Below are 22479 nucleotides of genomic sequence, written 5' to 3'. Positions count from 1 at the left end.
TGCTCAGTAGTTGATTTAGCTTTTAATTAATTTTCTCGGTTTGGCTATTTAAGCCCAGGATCTTTTGCAATACTTCTTGTTAATTAGCCCAATCAAGTTATACCTATAACCTTAAATTACAGTTTTATCAAAACTAATGTATTTTCAGTGCAGCATTAGATAAAACCTTCAAAGCAATGGATACTAAGACTCATTCTTTTTCTAGTCTTATTGGAACTCCTAGGCTAATGTGTGCACCAAAATTATGATTGAGTTCAACTGCTTTGCGAGTTGATAATTCCGTGTCTTTCTATTTGCCAAGATTCTTCAATATGTTTCCATGATTAACAAATACTCTGTGATCTTTTAAGCCTTGATTTGTTAACTCTTTATAATATTGCAATGCTTTTGAAATATGACCTTTTTTCTTGTTATTGGATTGTCTTTTTTTAATATATATAAGATCTATATTATTTATTAATTTATATAAGAAGTTTTTCCAATTTATTCTCTAGGCTTTTTGTAAATAATTCCGAATTAAAAAGTTGAGATTTATATCTTAAGTTAGCTACCAAACTTTTCAGTCTTAGAAGTATTTCCGGGTTCCTTGCAATGTGTAGAGCCTTTTCTTCATATTCACTTTCATTGTAAGTAATCAGCTCCGTGATTCCTAGAGAAGTGAGCAAACTGGCAGATACTCTCGAAGCAAAGCTCTCGCCTACTTTTGTTAGCACGGGTAAGCCAGCCCATAAAGCATCTGATGTCGTTGTATGACCATTACAATTAAATGTATCAAGTCCAAGGTCTCCTAGAGAATATCTTGCTAAATGTTTATCCAAGCACAATTTATTAGCAAAAATCAATCTATTTGTATCTACATTTCTTATTTCGGCTTCTTTGTATAAATTTTGTCTTGCCAATAAATTAGATTGATATAACCATAGTACACTTCCTTTTATTTCTTTAAGTAATCTCATCCAAATATTAAATTCATTTGGTGATATTTTTCTATTAGCATTAAAACATGTAAAGACAAATCCTTGTTCAGGCAGTTTAAAATCATTACGTTTAATAGGTTCCATAGATATTTCTTTTTTATTGTCGTTACATTGATAACAACTTGGCATTCGTATTACTTTTTCAGAATAAAATTTTTCATATTCTTCAGGAATTATAATCTTATCTGAGAGAATATAATCAATAGTATCTGCTCCAAGTGAACCGGGGTATCCAAGATAATTTATTTGTATTGGAGCTACTCTATGAGAAAAGATATCCATTCTATTATTCTTAGTATATCCTTTTAGATCAATTGCTATATCTAGCCTGTCGCTTCTTGCTAATTTAACACTTTCAATAGTATTTAATTTCTTTATATCTCTAAAAAAACATCCAGATGCTTTAGCTCTTTCAGTATATTCATCTTCTTTAGGAGTAAATGAGTATAAATATATTTCGAACTTAGACTTATCATGTAATTCTAGAATAGAAGCAATTAGATTCATTGTTGCGTGCTCGTAAAAATCAGAAGAGAAGTAACCTAAATGAATTTTTTTATTTTTAAAAGAAGCTATTTTAAAGGATTTCTTGATATAGTTATCTTTATAGTATTTTTTGGATCTTTTTAAACTTTTTATAGGATTATCTTCTACAAATAAGAAATCCCATGGGTTAACAGCTTCTCCTTCAATTCCAATATTTTCTAGCCAATTATTTTCTATTTCTTGATTACTCCAATCGCAAATATCTTTTTTAGATCTAATCAATTCAGCTCTAGCAGAGGATGAAAAAGGATTTAACTTTAGAGCTTTTTTTTGGCTTTTAATTGCTTCTTCATTGTTACCATTCTCTCTCAATAGTATTCCAAGATTTAAATGAGCGGAGCTCAAATCAGGCTTTATTTCGATTGCTTTACGAATTGATAATTCAGCTTCTTTTGATTTGCCAATATGTCTCAATATATTTCCCAGATTTGAATATGCTTCTGCGTAATCAGGTTTGATTTTTATTGCTTTGCGAGTTGATAATTCAGCTTCTTTCAATTCGCCAATATGTCTCAATATATTTCCCAGATTTGAATGTGCTTCTGCGTAATATGGATTTATTTCTATTGCTTTGCGTTGTGCTAATTCAGCCTCTTTTAGTTTGCCAACATCTTTTAAAATGACTCCATAATTAGAAAAAATAAATGCTTCCCTAAATCCTTTATTTATTAACTTTTGATAGCATTTTGCTGCTTCTGTAATATTTCCTTGTGAATGAAAATGCAATGCTTGATTGATTATTTCTTCATTTGAAAGTTTCGAAGGGGCATTTGTATTAATAGTAAGATTTCCTTGAGTTTCTTCTAAAGCAAAAGGAATTGTGAATGTAGTTACTTCAAAGACTTCTTCTCCCCCTTGATTTTTATCACCAGATTGTTTCATCTATGCTTATCTTTTGATAGCAATCACTTTTTTACTTATAGCGTAAGTTAGTGCAAGAATAAAAGTAGGTCTTTATATTATTTTTCTATTTTGAGAAATAGGAATAAGGTGTGACAACATATCCATTCACAAATAGTATTTAACTTTTCTACTCATACGCTTACCTCCACTTACTTCTTTTATCTAACCATCTCCATTCATTGGATAGCAGAGAAATACATATATTACTCCCTATGGATAGAGCGATCTGTTTGATTGTTCATGGATATTTGAGTGTCATTGATTACACAAATAGATAGGATTAGTTGAGTAAAAGAAAAGGGGAAAAAATTGAAAATGACGATTTCGTTCTCCTATCGTTCTTTTGACACATCGCACATCTGTTCTCCTAAGTTTGTTTTGAATCGTTGTTCTCCCCTTGTTCTCCTAAATCTGAGCTTCAAAAACATTGGGAGGACTGTATAGTGTACTTTCAGGACATAATTTCTAACCTCAATAATTTCTGGAGTGAGAAAGGTTGTTTGCTGCTCCTGCCATATGACTTAGAGAAGGGCGCAGGGACAATGAGCCCTCATTCTTTTTTGAGAGCCATAGGTCCGGAGCCTTGGGCTGTCGCTTATCCTGAGCCCTGTCGAAGACCAACTGATGGTAGGTATGGAGATAATCCCAATAGAGCACAGCATTATTTTCAGTATCAAGTTCTTATTAAGCCTTCTCTCGACGGCATACAGGAAATTTATTTGTCTTCGCTTGAAGCATTAGGGATTTCGCCTACTGAACACGATATTCGATTTGTTGAAGATAATTGGGAATCTCCAACTTTAGGCGCTTGGGGAGTGGGATGGGAAGTTTGGCTTGATGGTATGGAGGTAACCCAATTTACTTATTTTCAACAATGTGGTGGTCTTGATTGCAAGCCTGTCTCGATTGAGATCACTTATGGCCTTGAAAGATTGGCAATGTATTTGCAAAATGTTGAAAGTATTTGGGATCTTTCCTGGAACAAAAATAATAAATATGGTGATATCTGGCTTCCTTTTGAAAAGGGTCAATGTCAATATAATTTTGAAGAATCTAACTCTGATAATTTAAGAAAACTTTTTGAAATTTATGAGGAGGAGGCTCATCAATTAATAGAAAAGAGACTACCTGCTCCATCCCTTGACTATGTTCTAAAATGTAGCCATACATTTAATTTATTAGAGGCAAGAGGAGTTATATCTGTTACCGAAAGAACCAAGATTATTGCAAGAATTCGATCTTTGGCTCGAAAAGTTGCTGAGGCTTGGTTGGAAGAAAGAGAGTCTCTAAATTTTCCTCTTTGTTTAAATTAGCTGTTAACACCAAGTAACAATTTAGCTTTTATAGATAATAGATAGATCGGATAATATCCAGTGATGTATAAAAAGATACTTTTAGGGGTTTAGGCTCTGTAATGTCTCATTGAATACACTATTATTGATTCGACAATATTTGTGTGAGGACACAATGAAGCTTTTTCAGCGTTTGCTGGTAGCTCCTGCTGCTTTGGGCCTAATGGCTCCATTAGCTGCAAATGCCGATGTTACTTCGGTATCTAACGATTCAGACTTAAGTTCTGAAGTCATTCAAGCTCGTGTTGATGGTGTTGAATCTCAACTCGGCGAAATCATGGCTGGCCAGTTCTCTTCATCTACAAAGATGAGCGGTAAGGCTGCTTTCATCACTGGTTATGTTGATGATGATAATGAAACAGATACTGATTCCATCACTATGGAATATATGTATCAGTTGAACATGAATACAAGTTTCACTGGTGAAGATCTTCTATATACAAGAATTAAGGCTGGTAATGTATCTGATCACTTTGTAGACAAAGGACAAGGTACTTATCTTTCAGCTGGTAAAAACACATCTGACGCTTTAAAAGTTGACAAGATTTGGTACCAGTTCCCAGTTGGAGAAAGCCTAACTGTTTGGGTTGGACCAAAAATTGAGAACTATTACATGCTTGCAAGTTCTCCTTCTATTTATAAGCCAGTAACTAAGCAATTTAGTCTTGGTGGAAATGGAACAGTTTATGGTTCAAGTACTAAAGCTGGTTTTGGTGCTGCATGGACTCAGCAAACTGAAGATCCTTCAGAAGGTAGATGGGCATTAAGTACTGCTTATACAAGTCAGGGCGGTGCTAAGTCTGCAGAAGGTCAAGGCTTATTTGGAGATGATGCTAAGTCAGCTTTGTTGACTAAGCTTGAATATGGCACACCACAATGGCAAGTATCTGGAGCCGTTGCTTTCAAAGATAATGGCTGGTCTGATAGCTATTTCACAACAGCCAAAGGTAAGTCAAGAGCTTCAGGAAGTTCTGAAACTGCAATTGGTTTAAGAGCATATTGGAAGCCAGATAACACAGGTGCGCTTCCTTCAGTTCAGCTTGGTTATGACACATCTAGTATCGATGATGCTGGAACTGGTAATGCAGATGAAGCATCAGGATGGATGGTTGGCCTTAATTGGAAAGATCTATTCATGGATGGAAACAGAGCAGGACTTGCTGTTGGTTCAAGAGTTAGCGCTACAAATATTGTTGGCGGTGGTTCTGATCCTTCAGAGGATAACTCTGTTTGGGAAGCCTATTACTCCTTCAAAGTTAATGATGGCGTAACAGTTACACCAGCAGTGTTTGGTAGTACAGATGTTGAAGCTGAAGGCAAAGACGTCACTGGAGCAGTTCTTCTAACTGAATTCAGGTTCTAATCTAAATAAATTAGTTCATTTAAAAACGCCCCTTAAAGGGGCGTTTTTTTTGCATTAAAAAAAGGTCCCTGGTGGACCTTTTTTATGTCAAAGCTTTACCAGCAATTCTCACCCTCACCAATAGGAATGCAGACATTTGATTTCTTAGCTTTATCAGCAGCTTTTTGAGCTGCTTCATCAAGCTTCCCATCTTCATCTGCTTCTTGATCAGAGGTCCATTCTTTTAAACCACCCATGTCTCCATGTTTCTCTCCAGCCATTGAATTGTCTGGAATAATTGCATTAGTAGCTAAAGCCGCTGCTGCAGCTAGGAATATTCCTACAGGAGTTTTTTTAGACATATGTAGTTGATTTTAAATATATTTTGATAGCTAAAGTCTATCAATGAAAGTTCATTTTTTACGATTGTTTGTATAAAGGATTAATCTCAATCTCCAAGTCTTCTTAAGAGATTGCTATATGCCTGGAAAACTAAATCTAATTCGTCTGACCTTCCATGCTTAGCGAGTAAACCTTTTGCTCCTGCATCTAGACCAAATAAGAAATTTCTATCTTCGTTATTTTGTATATAACTTTGTATCCAGCCAACACAAACAAAACGTTCTCCCTTTTTAACTTGAGACACTGAATGAAGCTTTGTACTTGGATAAATAATAATTTCTCCGGCAGAAAGTTTTATTTGCTTCGTTTCATTAATTGTTTGTATACAAAGGTTACCTCCTTCATAATTCTCAGGCTCGTTTAAAAATAATGTAAAAGACAAATCACTTCTTCCAGATGGCATATATGGATTATCAACGTGCATTCCATAACCATTCCCTGGGAGTGATTTTGTACACATTACACCATGAATAAGGCTTGGAAGAGTAAAGCTTTTTATAAGAGAATTTGAGATTATTTTCATGACAACAAGATCTTTAATTTCTTTGGAGATTTTTGAGGTTTTATCTAGTTGAAAATTATTCTTTATTTCTGCAGCAAGGCTACCTGCAGTCCTTTTCCCATCTTGCCAGGAAGAATTATCTGCTTTTAGTTTTTGAGTTATTTCAATTGCTTCTGATTTCTCAATGAGAGAATGAGTTAAATATTCCATCTTTAGTAATTAGGAATTAATAATCATCCTAAAGTATAAAGAAAATATCAATTTATACTAAAATACGTATAAACCTTGCAAAAGGATATTCATCCCACTCTTCTTGTTTAATCTGTTAAAAGATTTAAAAACTTTCTTTATAGTTTAATGAATTTAATCAAGCGTCTTTTTACTTCAGCTGTCGTGAGTTCTTTGCTTGTTTTTACGGGTTTTAGTTATGCAAAAGCCTCCGATAGAGAAGTAAGGATTTATTCAGGCAGGCATTACAACACTGATAAGCAGATCTATAAGAAATTTGCCAAGGAGACTGGGATAAAAATTCGGTTAATTGAGGCTACAGGTATTTCTCTAGTTGAAAGATTGAAAAGGGAGGGCACGAATTCCAAAGCAGATGTGATTCTTCTTGTTGATGCGGCTAGAATTAGCAATGCTGCAAAAAGTGGTCTTCTTCAGTCATATAGATCTAATGAATTAGATAAAAATGTTCCGGTCGAATATCGAGATCCTCAAGCAAGGTGGTATGCATTAACTAGAAGGGTGAGGGTTATGGTCGCTAATCCTAAAAAAGTTGATATAAACTCAATAAAAGATTATTCAGATCTTGCTAATCCTGCTTTGGAGGGCCTTGTTTGTGTGAGGAAAAGGAGCAGTCCATACAATCAATCTTTAGTTGCCAATCAAATTGTCAATAAAGGAGAAGCAAAAACTAAAGAATGGTTAAAAGGTATGATTTCAAATATTTCGCAGCCTTTTTTCCCCGGTGATATAGGAGTTATAAGAGCTGTTGCACAGGGTAAGTGTGGAGTAGGGATAGTTAATCACTATTATGTTTCAAGGATGCTAGCCGGTGTTAATGGTAGTAAAGATCAAAGGTTGGCTAAAAAAGTAAATGTTCTTACTCCTAATCCTGCTCATGTGAATGTTAGCGCAGGTGGAATTGCTAGATATGCTGAAAATAAAGAAGAAGCTATTCAACTCCTAGAATACCTTGCTTCTCCTGATGGGAGTCGTGGATTAGCAGGCCCAACATTTGAACATCCCTTAGTTGGTTTTAATAAAACGGATGAAGTTAAACAATTTGGAGAATTTACACCTGATAGTGTGACCATTGATCAATTAGGAGCAAATAATAAAAAAGCAATCAAGCTAATGAGAAAGGCAGGTTGGGATTAAATAATTAAAAATTAAATTTTTAATTCTGATTATTATTAAGAGAAAATAGAAGATTGCCTTAAGCTTGTTTCGGGGAGAGGTGGCTGAGTGGTCGAAAGCGAACGACTCGAAATCGTTTGATAGCTAAAACTATCCGTGGGTTCGAATCCCACCCTCTCCGCATTTTTATAATCTTTTTTAGATGATGTACAAACCTGCTCTTAGAATTTTTAATTTTTAGAGAGGACACTTTTCTTGAATTAGAATCAAATTTCCATATTAATTAAAATCAGATATTTCTTCTGAAAAAATTCCTAATTTACCCTTGCAAATTAAAATTTGGGTATATGCATTATCATTTTTGGGGTTTATTTTTAGTACCTTTTTGTAATCAGTTATTGCCCCTGGATAATCTTTCATCTCGCTCTTAGCAAGTCCACGGTTCATATACGCCTTATAATCCATTGGGTTAATTTCTATTGCCTTATCGAGATCAGATATTGCCCCTGGATAATCTTTTAAATTGCCCTTGGAAATCGCACGACTGTAATACGCTACATCATCCATTGAGTTAATTTCTATTGCCTTGTCGAAATCAGATATTGACCCTGAATAATCTCCTAACTCACCCTTGCATGCTCCACGAAATCTATAAGTTACATAATCCATTGGGTTGATTTCTATTGCTTTATTGTAATCGGATATTGCGCCTGAATAATCTTTCATTTCGTTCTTGGCAACTGCTCTGTTTGAATACAATAAATATTCAGTTGGGTTGATTTCTATTGCTTTATTGTAATCAGATATTGCGCCTGAATAATCTTTTAATACGCTCTTGGCAAGTCCACGGGTCATATACGCCTTATAATCTATTGGATTAATTTCGATTGCTTTATTGCAATCAGATATTGCCCCTGAATAGTCTTTTAATTCGTTCTTAGATTTGCTACGAAGGTTATATAAATCAGAACCCATTGGGTTGATTTCTATTGCTTTATTGCAATCAGATATTGCCCCTGAATAATCTTTTAATACGCTCTTGATAATCGCACGATTGTAATACGAATCAACATAAATGGGGTTAATTTCTATTGCCTTATCGAGATCAGATATTGCCCCTGGACAATCTTTTAAATTGCCCTTGATAATCGCACGATTGTAATACAAAGCACAATCCATTGGGTTAATTTCTATTGCCTTATCGAGATCGGATATTGCCCCTGGATAATCTTTCATTTCGCTCTTGGCAAGTCCACGGGTCATATACGCCGCATAATTAGTTGGGTTAATTTCTAGTGCTTTTTTGCAATCAACTATTGCTCCTGACCAGTCACAAGAATTAACTTTAATAAGGGCATTATTTAAATATACATTTGAGTTTTTTAAGGGAAGTTTTTGTCGATCTAGATAATAATCAATTGGTATTCCTAGATTAATTCCGCTACTAACTTCAATACTTTTTTCTAATGCTCTTTCATTTGGACATGCCCCATGATTTATTCCTACTAATTTTCCATTCTGATTAAGAATTGCTCCTCCACTAGTGCCAGGTTGTGTTGGATTGCTATAAAGAAGTTCTTCTCCTTGAAAAGTTTTAATTTGCTTACCAATTAATCTCCCTGGATAAAGCATAGGTATTACATTTTCGGTGATTAAATTGATTGGAGGGAATCCAGTTACCCAAATCTCATCACCTCTTTTTACATTAATTGCAGAATCAACTGAAGCAGTTAAATAAGAATATCTTGACTCAAAAATTAAGGTTGCTAAATCTATATTTGCGAATAATTCAATTGATTCAAAAATCGGCGAATGGGTAACATTGTCGTAAGTTTTAATTTTTATTGTATTTTGATTTTTTAAGTTAGAAAATAAATGCTTTGCAGTTAAAACACTATATAAATTATTTTTATTTCTTATTAAGACACCCGACCCAAAAAAGGAATCTCCATGAATTAGAACAGTTATTCTCTCTGCTAATTGATCTATTTCTAAGTTTGAATTTGAGTTGGTAATTGGGTTTTTATTGACAATTAAATTATCACTCTTTTGAATCTCTTTTATATCTAAATTATTCATTTCTTCTTTCTTATCTATGTTCGCAATAGGTTTTTCTTGCTTTGAAACTTTCTTTTCTTCTGAATGACTACTTCTTGAAGAATTTATATTTGTATCTTTAACATGGATTTCATTTTTTGATGTTTTTAATAATTGTGCATATTCATTTGAGTATGCACAATTATTGCAGCATTGATTTGGACTTGGAATCTTATTTTGGTCCATTAAAGTAATCATTTCATCAATCTTTTTTTCTATCCAGGAGGTATCCCATTGGTAAGGAACTAAATATTCATTAAAATGCATTGCTTTATTAAAACCTGCTTTATCTTTTTGAGCATTACAAACTAGAAAATATGATGTCTTATCAACATCAAAACCCATCTCTGAAAGTAAATAAGCATAGAAATCCATTTGGATTTTGTATCCGTGATGGTATGGATCACTTAAATATTCCTCAGTATTAACCTCAGCATTTTTTGCCTGAGATTTATAATCTACGACTATTAACTTTTTCGTAATTGTATTTTGCCAAATATCGTCGATACCACCCGACAAAATAATATTTTTCTTTTTTTTATATCTATGTATTAATCCATGTCGTAGTGAATCTCTCCAATGATCCATTTCAGGATGATCAAAAGGGACAACATCCTTTAATCCATTAGGCGCAAAAAGTCGATGAGGAATTTGTTGCTTTCTACAATGGTCAAATTCTTTTTTTAATAATTCGTCAGTTGCAGCGTTCAAACTCCAACCTGGAGTTCCTGGTGGTTTAAGACCTTTAACACGATCTAGATAGAAACATCTTTTACAAGTTAAGAAGTCAGAGAACTTACTTCTGCTGAGTTTGAAGTCGCTTGTCTGATTGGGTGTGTAGATATTTCTCGTTCTTCTTCCCTTCGCTGGAACAGGTTCTTTTTTGCTATTTCTTTCGAGATCAATCATTTACAAATTTAAAAGCAGATGAGGCATCAGCATCTCTCTTCGCAAATTCTAAAGCGTATTTCGTATATGCCTTTTTTTATTTTTATAGAATATAGAGATGAAGTCACTTCTACTATTAGCAGCATTAATTACGATTGAACCAGCATTTTCATGTGAATGGCGAAGTGATGTAACTCCAGAAGTATTGATTAAATTCCCTGGTCTTAGTCAAAAGGATTTCGTGAAGACGGAGTGGCAAGGTCAATTGGTCTATGAAGGGCAAAAAATTTCACCAATTTATTTGGATTTGGTATCTGAAGGTTTATCAGGATATTGGTGGAGGACAGATCCCAATAAAAATTGGAAATCAGTAGTGCGCTTTAGAGGAGAATATCCAGTTCGTGGGCGATCAAATAACTCTTCCAGTTATAAGAGAAGAGTTCTTCTTATTGAGTTAGGTAGATCCCTTTGGTATAGCGATAAAAGAGAGCAAATAAACAATCCTGCAATTTATTCTGCAATTAATGACTTTTGGCATGTTTCTAATAATTGCAGAATGATTTTCTAAGACTGATTGAAAATCAAATTGAATCAGTGGGAACTCAGAATTCCCCTTTTCGGTATAAAAGGAAATCCAATTCCTTATTTCTCTGTAGATATTTTTTCATTGGGCAATATCCTTCCATTGCCATACCTATCAGTTTTGTTTGCAAGATGCATTGTGATTTCATGTATTTCTCCCAAAGAGATTGACTTTCCAAGAATTGTCCTTTTGTTAGTAGAAAGGCATTTTTAGGAGTTATTTTCTCTTCCGCTTCTAAAAGTTTTGAATTAATGGTTGTTTTTGCTTCAGTTATTACTTTGTCTGAACAAAAAGCAACAACTCCATTATTAATACCGTGACCAAAACTATCTACACATTTAGAATACATTTGATTCAATTCTTCTGTAGAAGTTTGAATATTCTTAGGTTTACTTTGTGCCACAACCTTATGACTTAAGGATCCAGAAAGCAGAATTGTCCAGAACAATATTGGAGCAAAATAGATTTTAAACTTTTTCAGTCTTATCATCTTCAACGATTTTGCCAACTTTATCGGATCTTTTTGAGATGGCACGAACTTGAAATCGCTTTAGTGGAAACGCAAAATGTTGTGGGATTTTGTTGTGGGATTTTTGGAAATGTTGTGGGATAAAACCCAGTGTTGTGGGATTTCTTTAGATCGATTGGTATGACTGATCTTCTGGTTTTTATGAGTCTCCTGTAAAAGTGATGTGAATAATGTTGTGGGATTTGTTGTGGGATTTTTACCCCGATCTCGACTTATTGTTCCTCTTTATGCCCTCACCGTCCCTCCTAAACGCAAATCGACTACCACCCTCTCCGCATTCTCTTTGTCCTCTCCTGTCTACCAGAAGTCCTGAAATCACCTAAAGCGACTGACACCTTCTCCGTATCATTCAGCATTTGCTTTTCTCCTGCATATTTTTTTGAAGACTTTTAAACTGACTGTATTTAATGTGCTTAAAATAAAAAAGAAGTGGAAATCATTTGAAAAAACTAGATGAGTCTTCATCTTTTTATGATGAAGCAATTAACTTGATCGATTCAGATGATTATGAGGGGGCTATTAAATCTATTAAAAAGAATATTGATAGTCTTCAAAGCCAAGATGATATTGCTTTAGCATATTTAAATTGTGGATTTTTGAATGATAAATTGGGAGATAATCTATCTGCTATAGATGACTTCTCAAGGTCAATTTGTTTTGAAGCTAAATTAGATATTATAAAACAAAGGTCTAAAGATATTTCATTTAGTGGAAGAAGTAATTCTAGGTATAAGAACGGAGATTTTTATGGGGCAATAGAGGATAAAAGAAAAGCAAAAAAAATTAGATTTTTGGAAATCGATAAATCCAAGGAATTAGATAATACTAAAATAGATTATAAAAATATTTTGTTAGGTACTTTTATAAAAATAAATCTAGAACCTAAATACAATGTCTTGATTAAAGGCTCTAAAATACAAAAAAGTAAATATGATTTAATTGCAGATTATAAAAAGAAAATTAGTGATAAAAGGATAAAGGAGGTAATAAATAAACTAGAAATTATTAGTGAATCGAAGTATAAAATTGGAGATTATAAAGGTTCTATTAAAGCTATTAGAAGAGCAGAGAAATATTATTGATTATCTAATAATTTGGACATATATTTTTTTACCAATATGGGTCACTGAAAAATTCAACATTAAGTTCCTTTCTGTCTGGAACTTTTGCAATACATGCTCTTATTACTTCTCCATTGACTTCTATTTCGCACGCCCCGCAGCTTCCTCCTAGGCATCCAGTAGGGATATCGATACTTGCATCATATGCAGCTTTTAACCAATCAACTCCTGGAGAGCAATTAGTTGATTTCTTATTAGGCCAGTTGATTTTTACATTTTTCATTCTTAAGATCATTTGATTAAATTATCTATGTTGATATTTCTTTCAAAGGCATCAGTTAGTAAATCTAATAACTTCTCTCTTTTATCGAGATTCTTCTCTTCTTTAGTACTTAGTTTATTTAATCCCTTGCTCTGTCTTATTTTATTTATCCATTGCCTACGCCATTCATCATTTTCAAAGATTCCATGTAAATAAGTTCCTCCAATAAAACTTTTATCTTTTTTTTCAACTACCCATCCTAAAGAACTGTTTTTGAATAGAGAAATAACATCGGACTTTTTATTATTGATTAAATCACTTTCTCCGTAATGCATCTCAAACCCCTTTATATTTTGTGAATCTGGCCATAAAACTAGTTCTTCTCTTTGTGAAGTGTGCTTGATCTCTCCAAAGGTTGTTTTGATTGGGAGAAGATTCATACCTATATTTGAAAATGTCCTTAGCTCATTAATATTTTCCTGGTTATGGGGGTCCTTTAATGATTTTCCTATCATTTGTAAACCTCCACAAATGCCAAAAACATTTCCCCCTTTTTTTGCATAATCTTTTATTTGATTGCTCAAACCAGAGTTATTTAAACTCTCTAAATCTTTAATTGTTTGCTTGCTTCCAGGAATTATTAATACATCTGGTTCTCCTAGCTCTTGTCCAGGTTCTATCCATCTCATTTCAATAGTTGGATCGCTAAAGAAAGGATCTAGATCAGAAAAGTTGCTAATTCTAGGTAATTTTATTATTGCTATTTCTATTTCTGCACTTTGATTTATTTGTTTCCTTTCAAGTAAATCAAGCGAATCTTCTGGTGGGAAAATCTCTTTTAGCCAAGGTAATATTCCTAAAACTGGGATTCCTGTTTCTTTTTCTATCCATGTAACCCCTGACTCGAATAAGGCTTTATCGCCTCTGAATCTATTAATAATTATTCCTTTAATTAATCTTTTTTCATCAGGTTGCATTAATGCAATTGTTCCAATGATTTGAGCAAAAACGCCTCCTCTTTCAATATCTGCTACTAAAATACAATTTGCATTTAAAAATTTTGCTAATTTCAAATTTGTAAGATCTTTATGTTGCAAATTTACTTCTACTGGACTGCCAGCCCCTTCAAGAATAAGTCTTCCATCTTTTTTGTTATTTAATAATATTGCTAGGCCTTTTTTAATAGCTTCCCACCCTGAATCGAACCAATCTTCGTAATAACTTATTGCTTTACTAGTGCCGACACTTTTGCCTAGATGAATTACTTCACTTGTACAATCCCCTTTTGGCTTCAGAAGAACAGGATTCATTTCAGCACTTGGCTCTAAGCCTGCAGACCAAGATTGAAGGGCTTGTGAATATGCCATTTCTCTTCCCTGAGTATCAACCCAGGCGTTATTGCTCATGTTTTGGCCCTTAAAAGGTATTGGCTGTTCCCCTTTTCTTTTTAAACATCTGCAGATTGCAGTAGCGATAAGTGTTTTACCTGCACCACTAGAGGTCCCTAAAACCATTATTGGAGTACGTTTGAGTTCTATTTTCATCTTGCTGATAATTGATATTTTAGACATGTAATTAATTTTTTTATAGGTGATATTTTTTTAGTAAATAAATTTGCACGGCTTTCTAAAATTTGTCTTCCTATTGGTGTAATACGAACTTTTGAAGTAAGACCTTGGCCGTCAACTTCTCTTCTTAAGACACCAATTTTAATTAATTTAAGAAATTCATTCTCTATGAATAAAGAACTATTGATAAACATAAATTCTTTATTCAAATATTTTGATTTATTCTCAAAAACGTCTTGAGCACTGAGACTTTCTTTTTGAAGACTTTGAAAAAGAAATAAGTTAAAGGGACAATTCCTAATCCCTTTTTTCGCTCTTATAAAGATTTTTTGGTCAATCAGCGACATTTAATTAAATGGATTTATTTTTTAAATAGAAGATCAATAATGATCTTAAGCATTAAAAAATTTAGTTTTCTATGTTTGTTCTTGCCTCGGCATCCAAAGCTCGTCAAAAATTACTTGATCAAATAGCTTTGAGACACAAAGTTATTGTAAGTGATTTTGATGAGACACAGATTCAAGAACCAGATCCCATTTTGAAGGTCAAATTATTAGCTAAGGGTAAATCTGATAGTGCATTAAAAAAGTTGATAAAAGAAAATCATGACTTAGATACTTTTCAAGCTTTATTGGGTTGTGACTCTTTGTTTGAGTTTGAGGGTGAAATTTTCGAAAAGCCAATTAATAAAGAGCAATTGATATCCAGATGGCAAAGGATGTCTGGTAAGTCTGGTTTTTTGCATACAGGTCACTATTTAATTTCGCATGATAGTTCCAAATTAGATATGGAAAGTTATTCATTAAATCAATATTCTGATGGGGTTGTGAGCACGAAAATTGAATTTATGACTTTATCCAATATTGAGATCATAAAATATGCTTCAATTCAAGAACCATACAATTGCGCAGGCGGTTTTGCAATTGAAGGATATGGAGGACTATTTATAAAAAAAATTGATGGATGTTTTAGTAACGTAATTGGACTTAGCTTGCCTTGGTTGAAAATTAATTTAGAAAAACTAGGTTTATCTGAGTTGCTTTTAGAAAAAAATAATAAGATCAAATATTTTTGAACATAAAAAAAGCCCTCAATATAGAGGACTTTTTTATTTATTAATGGATCTAATCTAGATCAGGCATTGAAAGAGCAGGCTCTTGTGAACGACTAATACCTTTTTCAAATCCAGCTGCAGCGGCTCTCGCACGACCTGCATGCCAAAGATGGCCTACAAAAGTAAACCAGCCAAGGAAGAACTGAGCACCTGCAAGCCATTGACGCAAGTTAACAAAGTTAACAGCATTTGGCTCGGTAATAATTCCACCAACAGAGTTGATTGAAGCATTAGGAGCATGTGTCATGTATTCAGCAGCACGGCGAACTTGCCAAGGCTGAATATCATTTTGAATCTTTTCGAGGCTGAGGCCATTTGGTCCTCTAAGTGGCTCAAGCCATGGTCCTCGGAAATCCCAAAAACGCATCGTCTCTCCACCAAAGATGATTTCACCAGTAGGAGAACGCATTAGGTATTTACCTAAACCAGTTGGTCCCATTGTTGAACCTACATTTGCTCCAATTCGTTGGTCACGAACTAGGAATGTAAAACTCTGGGCCTGAGAGGCTTCAGCGTTTGTTGGACCGTAGAACTCAGATGGATAAGCTGTGTTGTTGAACCAGATGAAACATGAAGCAACAAAACTTGCAACACAAATTCCACCTAACGCATAACTTAGAAGTCCTTCACCGTTCCAGATAAAGGCTCTTCTAGCCCATCCATAAGGCTGAGTGAAGATATGGAAAAGACCACCAATTATTTCAATCACACCCAGGTAAACATGTCCTCCGACAATATCTTCCATTGAGTTAACACCAACCATCCAACCACCACCACCCCAAGGGGTTGATAGTAGATATCCAAAAATAATTCTTGGATCAAGTGTTGGGTTGATCAACCTAACTTCTCCACCACCAGGAGCCCAAGTGTCGTAAGCACCTCCTATGTACATCCAATTAATGGACCATAAAAGAGCTCCAACCCCTAGAACAACCAAATGAAAACCAAGAATGTTGGTCATTTGATTTTTATCTCTCCAGTCTGTTGAGAAGAATGGGAAATCTTCTTCTAGCTTTTCTGGGCCAGCAAGAGAGTGAAAAACACCTCCAAAGCCAAGAATCCCAGATGCGACTAGGTGAATAACACCAGCAATGAAGAAAGGCCAAACATCAGTTACTTCTCCGCCTGGACCAATACCGTATCCAAACATGGCCACGTGAGGCATGCAAATTAAGCCTTGTTCCCACATGGGTTTATCCATTGTGAAGTGACTTACTTCGAAAAGCATCATCGCGCCAGCCCAGAAAACAATTAGTCCTGCGTGAGCAATGTGAGCACCTAGTAGTCTTCCAGAAAGGTTGATTAGCCGTGCATTTCCTACATACCAGGCATAACCAGTCTCTTCAAGACTTTGATTAGGAGCGTTGAGTAAACTATTAAAGGGCGTTTCCACGTGGGAGTACCTCCTCAGGGAATACAAAGTTTTCGTGTGGCTGGTCTACAGAAGACATCCATGCACGCATACCTTCATTAAGAAGGATATTTTTAGTGTAGAAAGTTTCGAATTCAGGATCTTCAGCAGCCCTGATTTCTTGGCTAACGAAATCGTAAGCACGAAGGTTTAGAGCTAGTCCAACGATTCCAATTGATGCAGCCCACATACCTGTTACTGGTACAAAGAGCATCAAGAAGTGAAGGAAACGCTTATTTGAGAAAGCAATACCGAAAATCTGACTCCAGAAACGGTTTGCCGTAATAAATGAGTAAGTTTCTTCTTCTTGTACTGGATCGAAACCTCTAAAAGTAGAACTCTGAGCTTTACCTTCAGAATACTGACTTGAATCTTCGTAAAGAGTGTTCTGAACTGTTGCGCCATGAATAGCACAAAGAAGAGCACCTCCAAGAATTCCTGCTACTCCCATCATGTGGAATGGGTTAAGCGTAATATTGTGGAATCCTTGGATGAAGAGGATGAAACGGAATATTGCTGCAACTCCAAAAGAAGGAGCGAAAAACCAACTGTGCTGTCCTAATGGATAGATAAGGAAGCAAGCCGTAAATACTGCAATAACTGCTGAGAAAGCAAGTGCGTTATATGGACGGATACCAACTAGTCTTGCAATTTCGAATTGACGAAGCATGAAGCCAATAAGACTGAATGCACCGTGTAGAGCAACGAAATTCCATAGGCCACCAAGCTGGAACCAACGTGTTAAATCGCCCTGAGCTTCTGGTCCCCAAAGGAATAGAAGACTGTGACCCATGGCATCGCCAGGAGTACTAACAGCGGCAGTGAGGAAGTTGCATCCCTCAAGGTAAGAACTGGCTACACCATGGGTGTACCAGGAAGAAACGAAGGTTGTACCTGTAAACCATCCACCAATAGCTAGGAAAGCTGTAGGGAAGAGAAGTAGTCCAGACCAACCAACAAATACGAATCGGTCGCGCTTTAACCAGTCATCGAGGGCGTCAAACCAACCTCGTTCTGTTGCGCTTCCAACAGCGATCGTCATGGGAGGAGCGTTGCTGAGCTTTTGTATACGTCGAGGACTTTAACAACGATGACGGGGTTTGTGGGTAAATCTTTAACTTGATGAAATCCCTTGTATTGAAATGAGATAAAATCAATTTTTTTTATTGCTACTTATTAATTGTCAAAAACTTAGTCTATATAATGTTTTGAAAGGGATGTGCTTCCCAATTTCATGAGATTATGACATCTGAATCAAAGTTAAGCCAATCAGAAAAAGAAGTATCTGGTTTGGTTCTAGAACAAAAAATTAAAGGTTCACGTAAGGTTTCGAACTATCTAGTTGCATCGATGCTCAGCATTGGTGGTGTTGGATTTTTGTTGGCATCATTCTCTAGTTATTTTGGAAGAGACCTTCTACCACTAGGGAACCCTTCTACCCTGATTTTCGTCCCTCAAGGTTTGGTTATGGGTCTATATGGTGTAGCGGCTTTCTTGTTGGCTCTTTATTTTTGGAGACTTATAAGTATCGATTATGGTTCTGGCGTTAATAGATTTGATAAAAATAAAGGAGTATTATCTTTATCAAGGAGAGGATTATTGAAGAATATAGAAATAGAAATCCCTATTGATGAGATTAAGGGTGTGAAATTAGAGGTTAGAGAAGGTTTTAATCCACTAAGAAGAGTATCTTTAAGAATTAAAGGAAGGAAGGACTTACCAATATCAAGAGTTGGATCTCCTAAACCATTATTGGATTTAGAGAATGAAGGTGCTGAAATTGCGAGATTTTTAGAGGTTAACCTTGAAGGAATTTAAAAAGAGGAATAAAATTGCAAAGATTTCAAATAATTCAACTTATAGATTTTTTCAACCAGTTTATATTGTTTTAATTGTCAATTTGATATTAATAACTGGTTGTTCTGCTTTAAAGAAAAATGAAAATATAGATATATGTTCATCTACAAAATCTCCCTGCTTAACATCAAATGAATATGTCTTGTTAATAACTAATAAAGGGAATATAAAATTAGAGCTTTATGGAAAATCGGCCCCAATAACTGTTGGTAATTTTATAGACTTGGTTGAAAAAGGTTTATATAATAAAACAATTTTCAATAGGGTTATAAAACAACCTTATCCCTTTTTAATTAGAGGTGGAGAAAATAATTTAATAGAAAATAAAAATAACTTTCTAGACACTAAAACAGGAAAAATAAGATACATTCCTTTAGAAATAAAACTAAAAACGAATAATTTACCAACATATGGAAAAGAAATTGATGCGTCTAGTCAAATAAATAATATCGAACTTAAGCATAAAAGATCATATTTATCTATGGCAAGATCAAAAGCAGTAAATTCAGCAAGTTTGCAGTTTTATATATTGCTAAAATCTTTTCCAGAACTTGATGGAAGGTTTGCTGTTTTTGGAAAAGTGATTAGTGGTATGAATATAGTTGATTTGATTGAAGAAGAAGATTTTATTATTGAAGCAAAAAGAGTTGATTCTTGATTGGAAAATATTATTTTTTAGCTTTTAACATTTCTGTATTGACCCCTGAGGCCCTTTTAAGAGCAACTTTTCCCGTCCTGGCTATTTCTAAAATCCCATAAGGTTTCAATAAGTTTTCTAGAGCAACAAGTTTGCCTGGATCTCCCACAACTTCAAGTGTCAAAGCATTATCAGAAACATCTACAACTTTTGCTCTAAAAACTTGAACAAGATCTAAGATTTTCCCTCTGTTCTCTGATGATGCAGAGACCTTCAAGAGCATTAACTCTCTTTCTACAGCTGGTAAAGTGGTTAAATCTAGAACTTCTAAAACATTTATTAATTTATTGAGTTGTTTAGTCATTTGTTGAAGCGTTGATTCGTCCCCTTGCACGACCATTGTTAATCTAGATATTCCTTTTGCTTCTGCAGGTCCAACAGCCAAGCTATCAATATTAAATCCTCTTCGTGCAAAAAGGCCTGCAATCCTGCTTAATGCTCCAGATTCATCTTCAACTAAAACTGAAAGTGTGTGCTTCATATTTTTTACTTAGAAGTTTTTAAGTTCTTCAGCCATTTCAGAACAATTTGATTGAAATGTTGAGGTAATTCATCGTGGAGGCAATGCCCTGCTTCATTAATTACATATAATTTAAGCCAAGGATGGAGCTTTATTAGTTTTTTTGCTAAAAATATTGGTATCAATTTATCCTGTTTGCCCCAAATCAATAAAATTGGTGGTCGATTTGGAAGGTTTTTAATCTTTTCAATGATAGATGGACCTTTTGCAGAATTGGGTCGATTGCTCATTCCAATGCACATAGCTCTAAGAGCTTTGGAGGCATTGATTCTCCTCGCAGGGACTGTAACTATCCTTTTTAATGGAGTGTCATTTGAAATTGAACGAAAATAAGCGCTTTGAAGAGCAAAAGTAATTAATTTTGTTCTTGATATTAAATTTATTAAGGTGTTAAGTGGAAAAAAATGAAAAACAATTTTTATCAAAAAAGTTTTAACTTTTATTAGCCAACTTGGAAAAGAAAATTTAATTGGATTAAGAAAAACTGGCTCTGGTATAGGCGCTGCAATTATTGTTTTTATTAACTCAGGTCTCTCAGAGAGGGTTGTGATTGCTGTTAAAGCTCCCAGGGAGTTTCCAATTAATATAACCTTACCGTTTTTTTTTATATCTACAATTTCATCAAGAAAAGAAGCTAATTGATTTGCCCAAAATTGATTTTCTAAATACTCTATTTTTCCTTGAAGATTTTGCTCCGATTTTCCAAAACCTATTAAATCTATTCCGAAGACCCTAAAACCTTCTGAAGCAAATACTTCTGCATTATTCCTCCAGTGATCACTGCTCGCTCCAAAACCATGAATTAGAACAATGGGAGGATTAGATTCATTTCCAGTCACTCTGAAGTGAACCCTAAGATCTTTGTAGCTCCAATATTTAGATTCACCCCAGTCAGGGGATCCAATGAAAGGGTCTTTATTAAAAATATTTGACTGCATTTAGTTCGAAACTCACGTTAACTTTGAGTTTTATTATTTTTCATTCCAGTTTAAGTTTATTTTAAAAACTTGTGGATGCCTTTGGATTGTTATCTGAATGTAAGGGCTTTAGGTTTTAATAGTAAATGAGTTAAATTATCTGAATGGCATCAGAAATTTTTGGAATCGCTGCAGTCTTTTGGGTTTTAATTCCCGTTGGGCTTTTAGGAGGAGTACTTCTTTTGAAACTTCAAGGTGATTAATTTCCACAATCCATAGTTTGCCCATTTAAGCTCCAATCTTGTAATGAATTCAACTATGCAAGTTCTGGTGATTGGTGGCACAGGAACTCTTGGTCGCCAAATAGCCAAAAATGCCATAGATGCAGGGCATAAAGTGCGCTGTATGGTTAGAAAACCAAAATCTGCTTCATTTCTTCAAGAGTGGGGTTGTGAATTAACTCGTGGCAACTTAATAAACAAAAAAGATATTGAGTACGCTCTTGATGGGGTTGATGCCGTTATTGATGCAGCTACTAGCAGACCAGATGATCCTCGCAGCGTTTATGAAATAGATTGGGATGGAAAATTAAATTTATATAATGCTTGCGAAGAAAAAAATGTGAAAAGAGTTGTATTTCTATCTTTGTTAGGTGCAGAAAATTATAGAAAGATCCCATTAATGGACATTAAATACTGTACTGAAGAATTATTGGTAAGTTCAGCTTTGGACTACACCATCTTGCAAGGTGTTGCTTTCATGCAAGGGGTAATAGGTCAATTTGCTATTCCTATTTTAAATAATGAGCCAGTTTGGATAAGTGGAAATCCCACTGATATTGCTTACATGAATACGCAGGACATAGCTCGATTTGCTGTTGCAGCTTTAGATAGGCCCCAAACCATAAAAAGAAGATTCCCTATCGTTGGCCCTAAAGCTTGGAGCGCTAAAGAATTAGTAGATCTATGTGAAAAGTTCAGTGAAAAAAGAGCAAGAGTACTAAAAGTTTCTCCAACAATAATTTCCGTTGCTCAATCAGTTGTATCGTTTTTTGAACCAACCTTAAATGTCGCCGAAAGGCTTTCTTTCTCTGAATTGAGCGGTAGTGGAGGCAAATTGGATGCACCCATGGATGATACTTATGATGCTTTTGGCTTGAATCAAGTCGATTCAACAACAATGGAGGGGTATATAAAAGAATATTACGGAGTCATATTGAAAAGGCTTAAAGATATTGGAGTTGATCTTGATATTGAAGAAAAAAAGAAATTCCCAATATGACCTATTGCAAAAATATAGTTAATATGTACTATTAAGGAAAATCTCTCTTCTGATGTCAATTAGTCAAATCAAGAACCTTAATAGAAGACTCGAAAATCTATCTAAAGAAGCTTCTTCAGAACTAGATAAGTTATGTGGTAATGAGTTATGGAAAAGTATTGGATTTGAAGCTTTTGATGGTTTGTCTGACGCCAGTTTAAGAGCTTCCGCGAATTATTATTATGGACAATTTCAAACTGCTCGAGAGTTGCAAGACATTTTTAGTTAAATATACATTTATTGGTTAATTAAAGACTTTTTAGAATACA

The 22479-nt window shown here is 34.7% G+C and carries 23 protein-coding genes and 1 tRNA gene; 12 read left to right on the top strand and 12 right to left on the bottom strand.

Annotated elements, in window-relative coordinates; translation table 11 throughout:
* Positions 1–461: 461 nt before the first annotated feature.
* Entirely contained in the window at positions 462–2405 is a 1944-nt protein-coding gene (locus O5633_RS04940) for a tetratricopeptide repeat protein (RefSeq protein WP_269611001.1), read from the bottom strand.
* Positions 2406–2869: 464 nt separating this feature from the next.
* On the opposite strand from O5633_RS04940, the gene glyQ reads away from it, so the two are divergent.
* Together glyQ and O5633_RS04930 are read left to right on the top strand one after the other, a co-directional pair.
* Complete coding sequence (gene glyQ / locus O5633_RS04935; RefSeq protein ID WP_269611000.1) at positions 2870–3739, top strand: glycine--tRNA ligase subunit alpha; 870 nt, start codon at positions 2870–2872, stop codon at positions 3737–3739.
* Positions 3740–3893: 154 nt separating this feature from the next.
* A complete protein-coding gene (locus O5633_RS04930; RefSeq protein WP_269610998.1) occupies positions 3894–5141 on the top strand; it encodes an iron uptake porin in 1248 nt (415 codons plus the stop codon).
* A 95-nt stretch (positions 5142–5236) separates the two neighbouring features.
* On the opposite strand, the gene O5633_RS04925 is transcribed toward O5633_RS04930, so the two are convergent.
* Both O5633_RS04925 and O5633_RS04920 read right to left on the bottom strand, forming a co-directional pair.
* The gene (locus tag O5633_RS04925; protein ID WP_269610996.1) at positions 5237–5482 is read right to left on the bottom strand and encodes a hypothetical protein; all 246 of its coding nucleotides are present in this window, start codon (positions 5480–5482) and stop codon (positions 5237–5239) included.
* Positions 5483–5568: 86 nt separating this feature from the next.
* Entirely contained in the window at positions 5569–6234 is a 666-nt protein-coding gene (locus O5633_RS04920; RefSeq protein ID WP_269610995.1) for a Fe2+-dependent dioxygenase, read from the bottom strand.
* Positions 6235–6381: 147 nt separating this feature from the next.
* Here O5633_RS04920 and O5633_RS04915 point away from each other — a divergent pair, with 147 nt between their 5' ends.
* Both O5633_RS04915 and O5633_RS04910 read left to right on the top strand, forming a co-directional pair.
* Positions 6382–7407, top strand: coding sequence for an extracellular solute-binding protein (locus O5633_RS04915; protein WP_269610993.1), 1026 nt, complete (start codon positions 6382–6384; stop codon positions 7405–7407).
* A gap of 73 nt (positions 7408–7480) precedes the next feature.
* Positions 7481–7567 (top strand) — tRNA-Ser (locus O5633_RS04910).
* Positions 7568–7665: 98 nt separating this feature from the next.
* Here O5633_RS04910 and O5633_RS04905 read toward each other — a convergent pair.
* On the bottom strand, positions 7666–10392 hold the full coding sequence (locus O5633_RS04905; protein WP_269610992.1) for a trypsin-like peptidase domain-containing protein: 2727 nt from the start codon (positions 10390–10392) through the stop codon (positions 7666–7668).
* Between the two features lie 97 nt (positions 10393–10489).
* On the opposite strand from O5633_RS04905, the gene O5633_RS04900 reads away from it, so the two are divergent.
* A complete protein-coding gene (locus O5633_RS04900) occupies positions 10490–10939 on the top strand; it encodes a hypothetical protein (protein ID WP_269610990.1) in 450 nt (149 codons plus the stop codon).
* A gap of 34 nt (positions 10940–10973) precedes the next feature.
* Here O5633_RS04900 and O5633_RS04895 read toward each other — a convergent pair whose 3' ends face one another.
* The gene (locus O5633_RS04895; protein WP_269610989.1) at positions 10974–11357 is read right to left on the bottom strand and encodes a hypothetical protein; all 384 of its coding nucleotides are present in this window, start codon (positions 11355–11357) and stop codon (positions 10974–10976) included.
* A gap of 566 nt (positions 11358–11923) precedes the next feature.
* On the opposite strand from O5633_RS04895, the gene O5633_RS04890 reads away from it, so the two are divergent.
* The gene (locus tag O5633_RS04890; RefSeq protein WP_269610987.1) at positions 11924–12565 is read left to right on the top strand and encodes a hypothetical protein; all 642 of its coding nucleotides are present in this window, start codon (positions 11924–11926) and stop codon (positions 12563–12565) included.
* A gap of 28 nt (positions 12566–12593) precedes the next feature.
* Here O5633_RS04890 and O5633_RS04885 read toward each other — a convergent pair whose 3' ends face one another.
* The 3 genes from O5633_RS04885 to O5633_RS04875 are packed head-to-tail and all read right to left on the bottom strand — an operon-like array spanning position 12594 to position 14721.
* Complete coding sequence (locus O5633_RS04885) at positions 12594–12827, bottom strand: 2Fe-2S iron-sulfur cluster binding domain-containing protein (protein ID WP_269610986.1); 234 nt, start codon at positions 12825–12827, stop codon at positions 12594–12596.
* Between the two features lie 8 nt (positions 12828–12835).
* A complete protein-coding gene (locus O5633_RS04880) occupies positions 12836–14350 on the bottom strand; it encodes a cobyric acid synthase (RefSeq protein WP_269610985.1) in 1515 nt (504 codons plus the stop codon).
* A complete protein-coding gene (locus O5633_RS04875) occupies positions 14347–14721 on the bottom strand; it encodes an Npun_F0494 family protein (protein ID WP_269610983.1) in 375 nt (124 codons plus the stop codon). Before O5633_RS04875 ends, O5633_RS04880 begins: the two co-directional genes overlap by 4 nt.
* A 71-nt stretch (positions 14722–14792) precedes the next feature.
* On the opposite strand from O5633_RS04875, the gene O5633_RS04870 reads away from it, so the two are divergent.
* Entirely contained in the window at positions 14793–15449 is a 657-nt protein-coding gene (locus O5633_RS04870; RefSeq protein WP_269610981.1) for a nucleoside triphosphate pyrophosphatase, read from the top strand.
* A gap of 49 nt (positions 15450–15498) precedes the next feature.
* Here O5633_RS04870 and psbC read toward each other — a convergent pair whose 3' ends face one another.
* Positions 15499–16881: a photosystem II reaction center protein CP43 gene (gene psbC, locus O5633_RS04865; protein ID WP_011824174.1), complete on the bottom strand. Its 1383-nt coding sequence runs from the start codon at positions 16879–16881 to the stop codon at positions 15499–15501.
* Positions 16865–17941, bottom strand: coding sequence for a photosystem II D2 protein (photosystem q(a) protein) (psbD, locus tag O5633_RS04860; RefSeq protein ID WP_011294855.1), 1077 nt, complete (start codon positions 17939–17941; stop codon positions 16865–16867). The genes psbC and psbD overlap by 17 nt, the downstream gene beginning before the upstream one ends.
* Before the next feature lie 200 nt (positions 17942–18141).
* Between psbD and O5633_RS04855 the strand changes: the two genes are divergently transcribed.
* Both O5633_RS04855 and O5633_RS04850 read left to right on the top strand, forming a co-directional pair.
* Entirely contained in the window at positions 18142–18717 is a 576-nt protein-coding gene (locus O5633_RS04855; RefSeq protein WP_269610980.1) for a photosystem I assembly protein Ycf4, read from the top strand.
* Positions 18704–19414 (top strand): peptidylprolyl isomerase, encoded by a 711-nt coding sequence (locus O5633_RS04850; protein WP_269610979.1) that lies wholly within the window; start codon positions 18704–18706, stop codon positions 19412–19414. The genes O5633_RS04855 and O5633_RS04850 overlap by 14 nt, the downstream gene beginning before the upstream one ends.
* Positions 19415–19424: 10 nt before the next feature.
* Here O5633_RS04850 and ilvN read toward each other — a convergent pair whose 3' ends face one another.
* Both ilvN and O5633_RS04840 read right to left on the bottom strand, forming a co-directional pair.
* Positions 19425–19934 carry an acetolactate synthase small subunit gene (gene ilvN / locus O5633_RS04845; protein WP_269610978.1) on the bottom strand — a complete coding sequence of 170 codons (510 nt, stop codon included), beginning with the start codon at positions 19932–19934 and terminating at the stop codon, positions 19425–19427.
* A 5-nt stretch (positions 19935–19939) separates the two neighbouring features.
* Positions 19940–20911: an alpha/beta fold hydrolase gene (locus O5633_RS04840; protein WP_269610977.1), complete on the bottom strand. Its 972-nt coding sequence runs from the start codon at positions 20909–20911 to the stop codon at positions 19940–19942.
* A 143-nt stretch (positions 20912–21054) separates the two neighbouring features.
* Between O5633_RS04840 and petM the strand changes: the two genes are divergently transcribed.
* From petM to O5633_RS04825, 3 genes are read left to right on the top strand one after another with little or no spacing between them, the layout of a single operon-like run.
* The gene (petM, locus tag O5633_RS04835; RefSeq protein ID WP_011294850.1) at positions 21055–21153 is read left to right on the top strand and encodes a cytochrome b6-f complex subunit PetM; all 99 of its coding nucleotides are present in this window, start codon (positions 21055–21057) and stop codon (positions 21151–21153) included.
* Between the two features lie 55 nt (positions 21154–21208).
* The gene (locus O5633_RS04830) at positions 21209–22171 is read left to right on the top strand and encodes an NAD(P)H-binding protein (protein ID WP_269611313.1); all 963 of its coding nucleotides are present in this window, start codon (positions 21209–21211) and stop codon (positions 22169–22171) included.
* A 52-nt stretch (positions 22172–22223) separates the two neighbouring features.
* Entirely contained in the window at positions 22224–22439 is a 216-nt protein-coding gene (locus tag O5633_RS04825; protein WP_269610976.1) for a hypothetical protein, read from the top strand.
* The last annotated feature ends 40 nt before the right edge of the window (positions 22440–22479 follow it).

It is taken from the genome of Prochlorococcus marinus str. MIT 1013 (genome assembly GCF_027359395.1).
In the GTDB taxonomy this organism is placed as follows: Bacteria; Cyanobacteriota; Cyanobacteriia; order PCC-6307; family Cyanobiaceae; genus Prochlorococcus_B; species Prochlorococcus_B marinus_E.
Note: the sequence above shows the minus strand (reverse complement) of the source record. Positions and strands in the feature narration are given on the sequence as shown.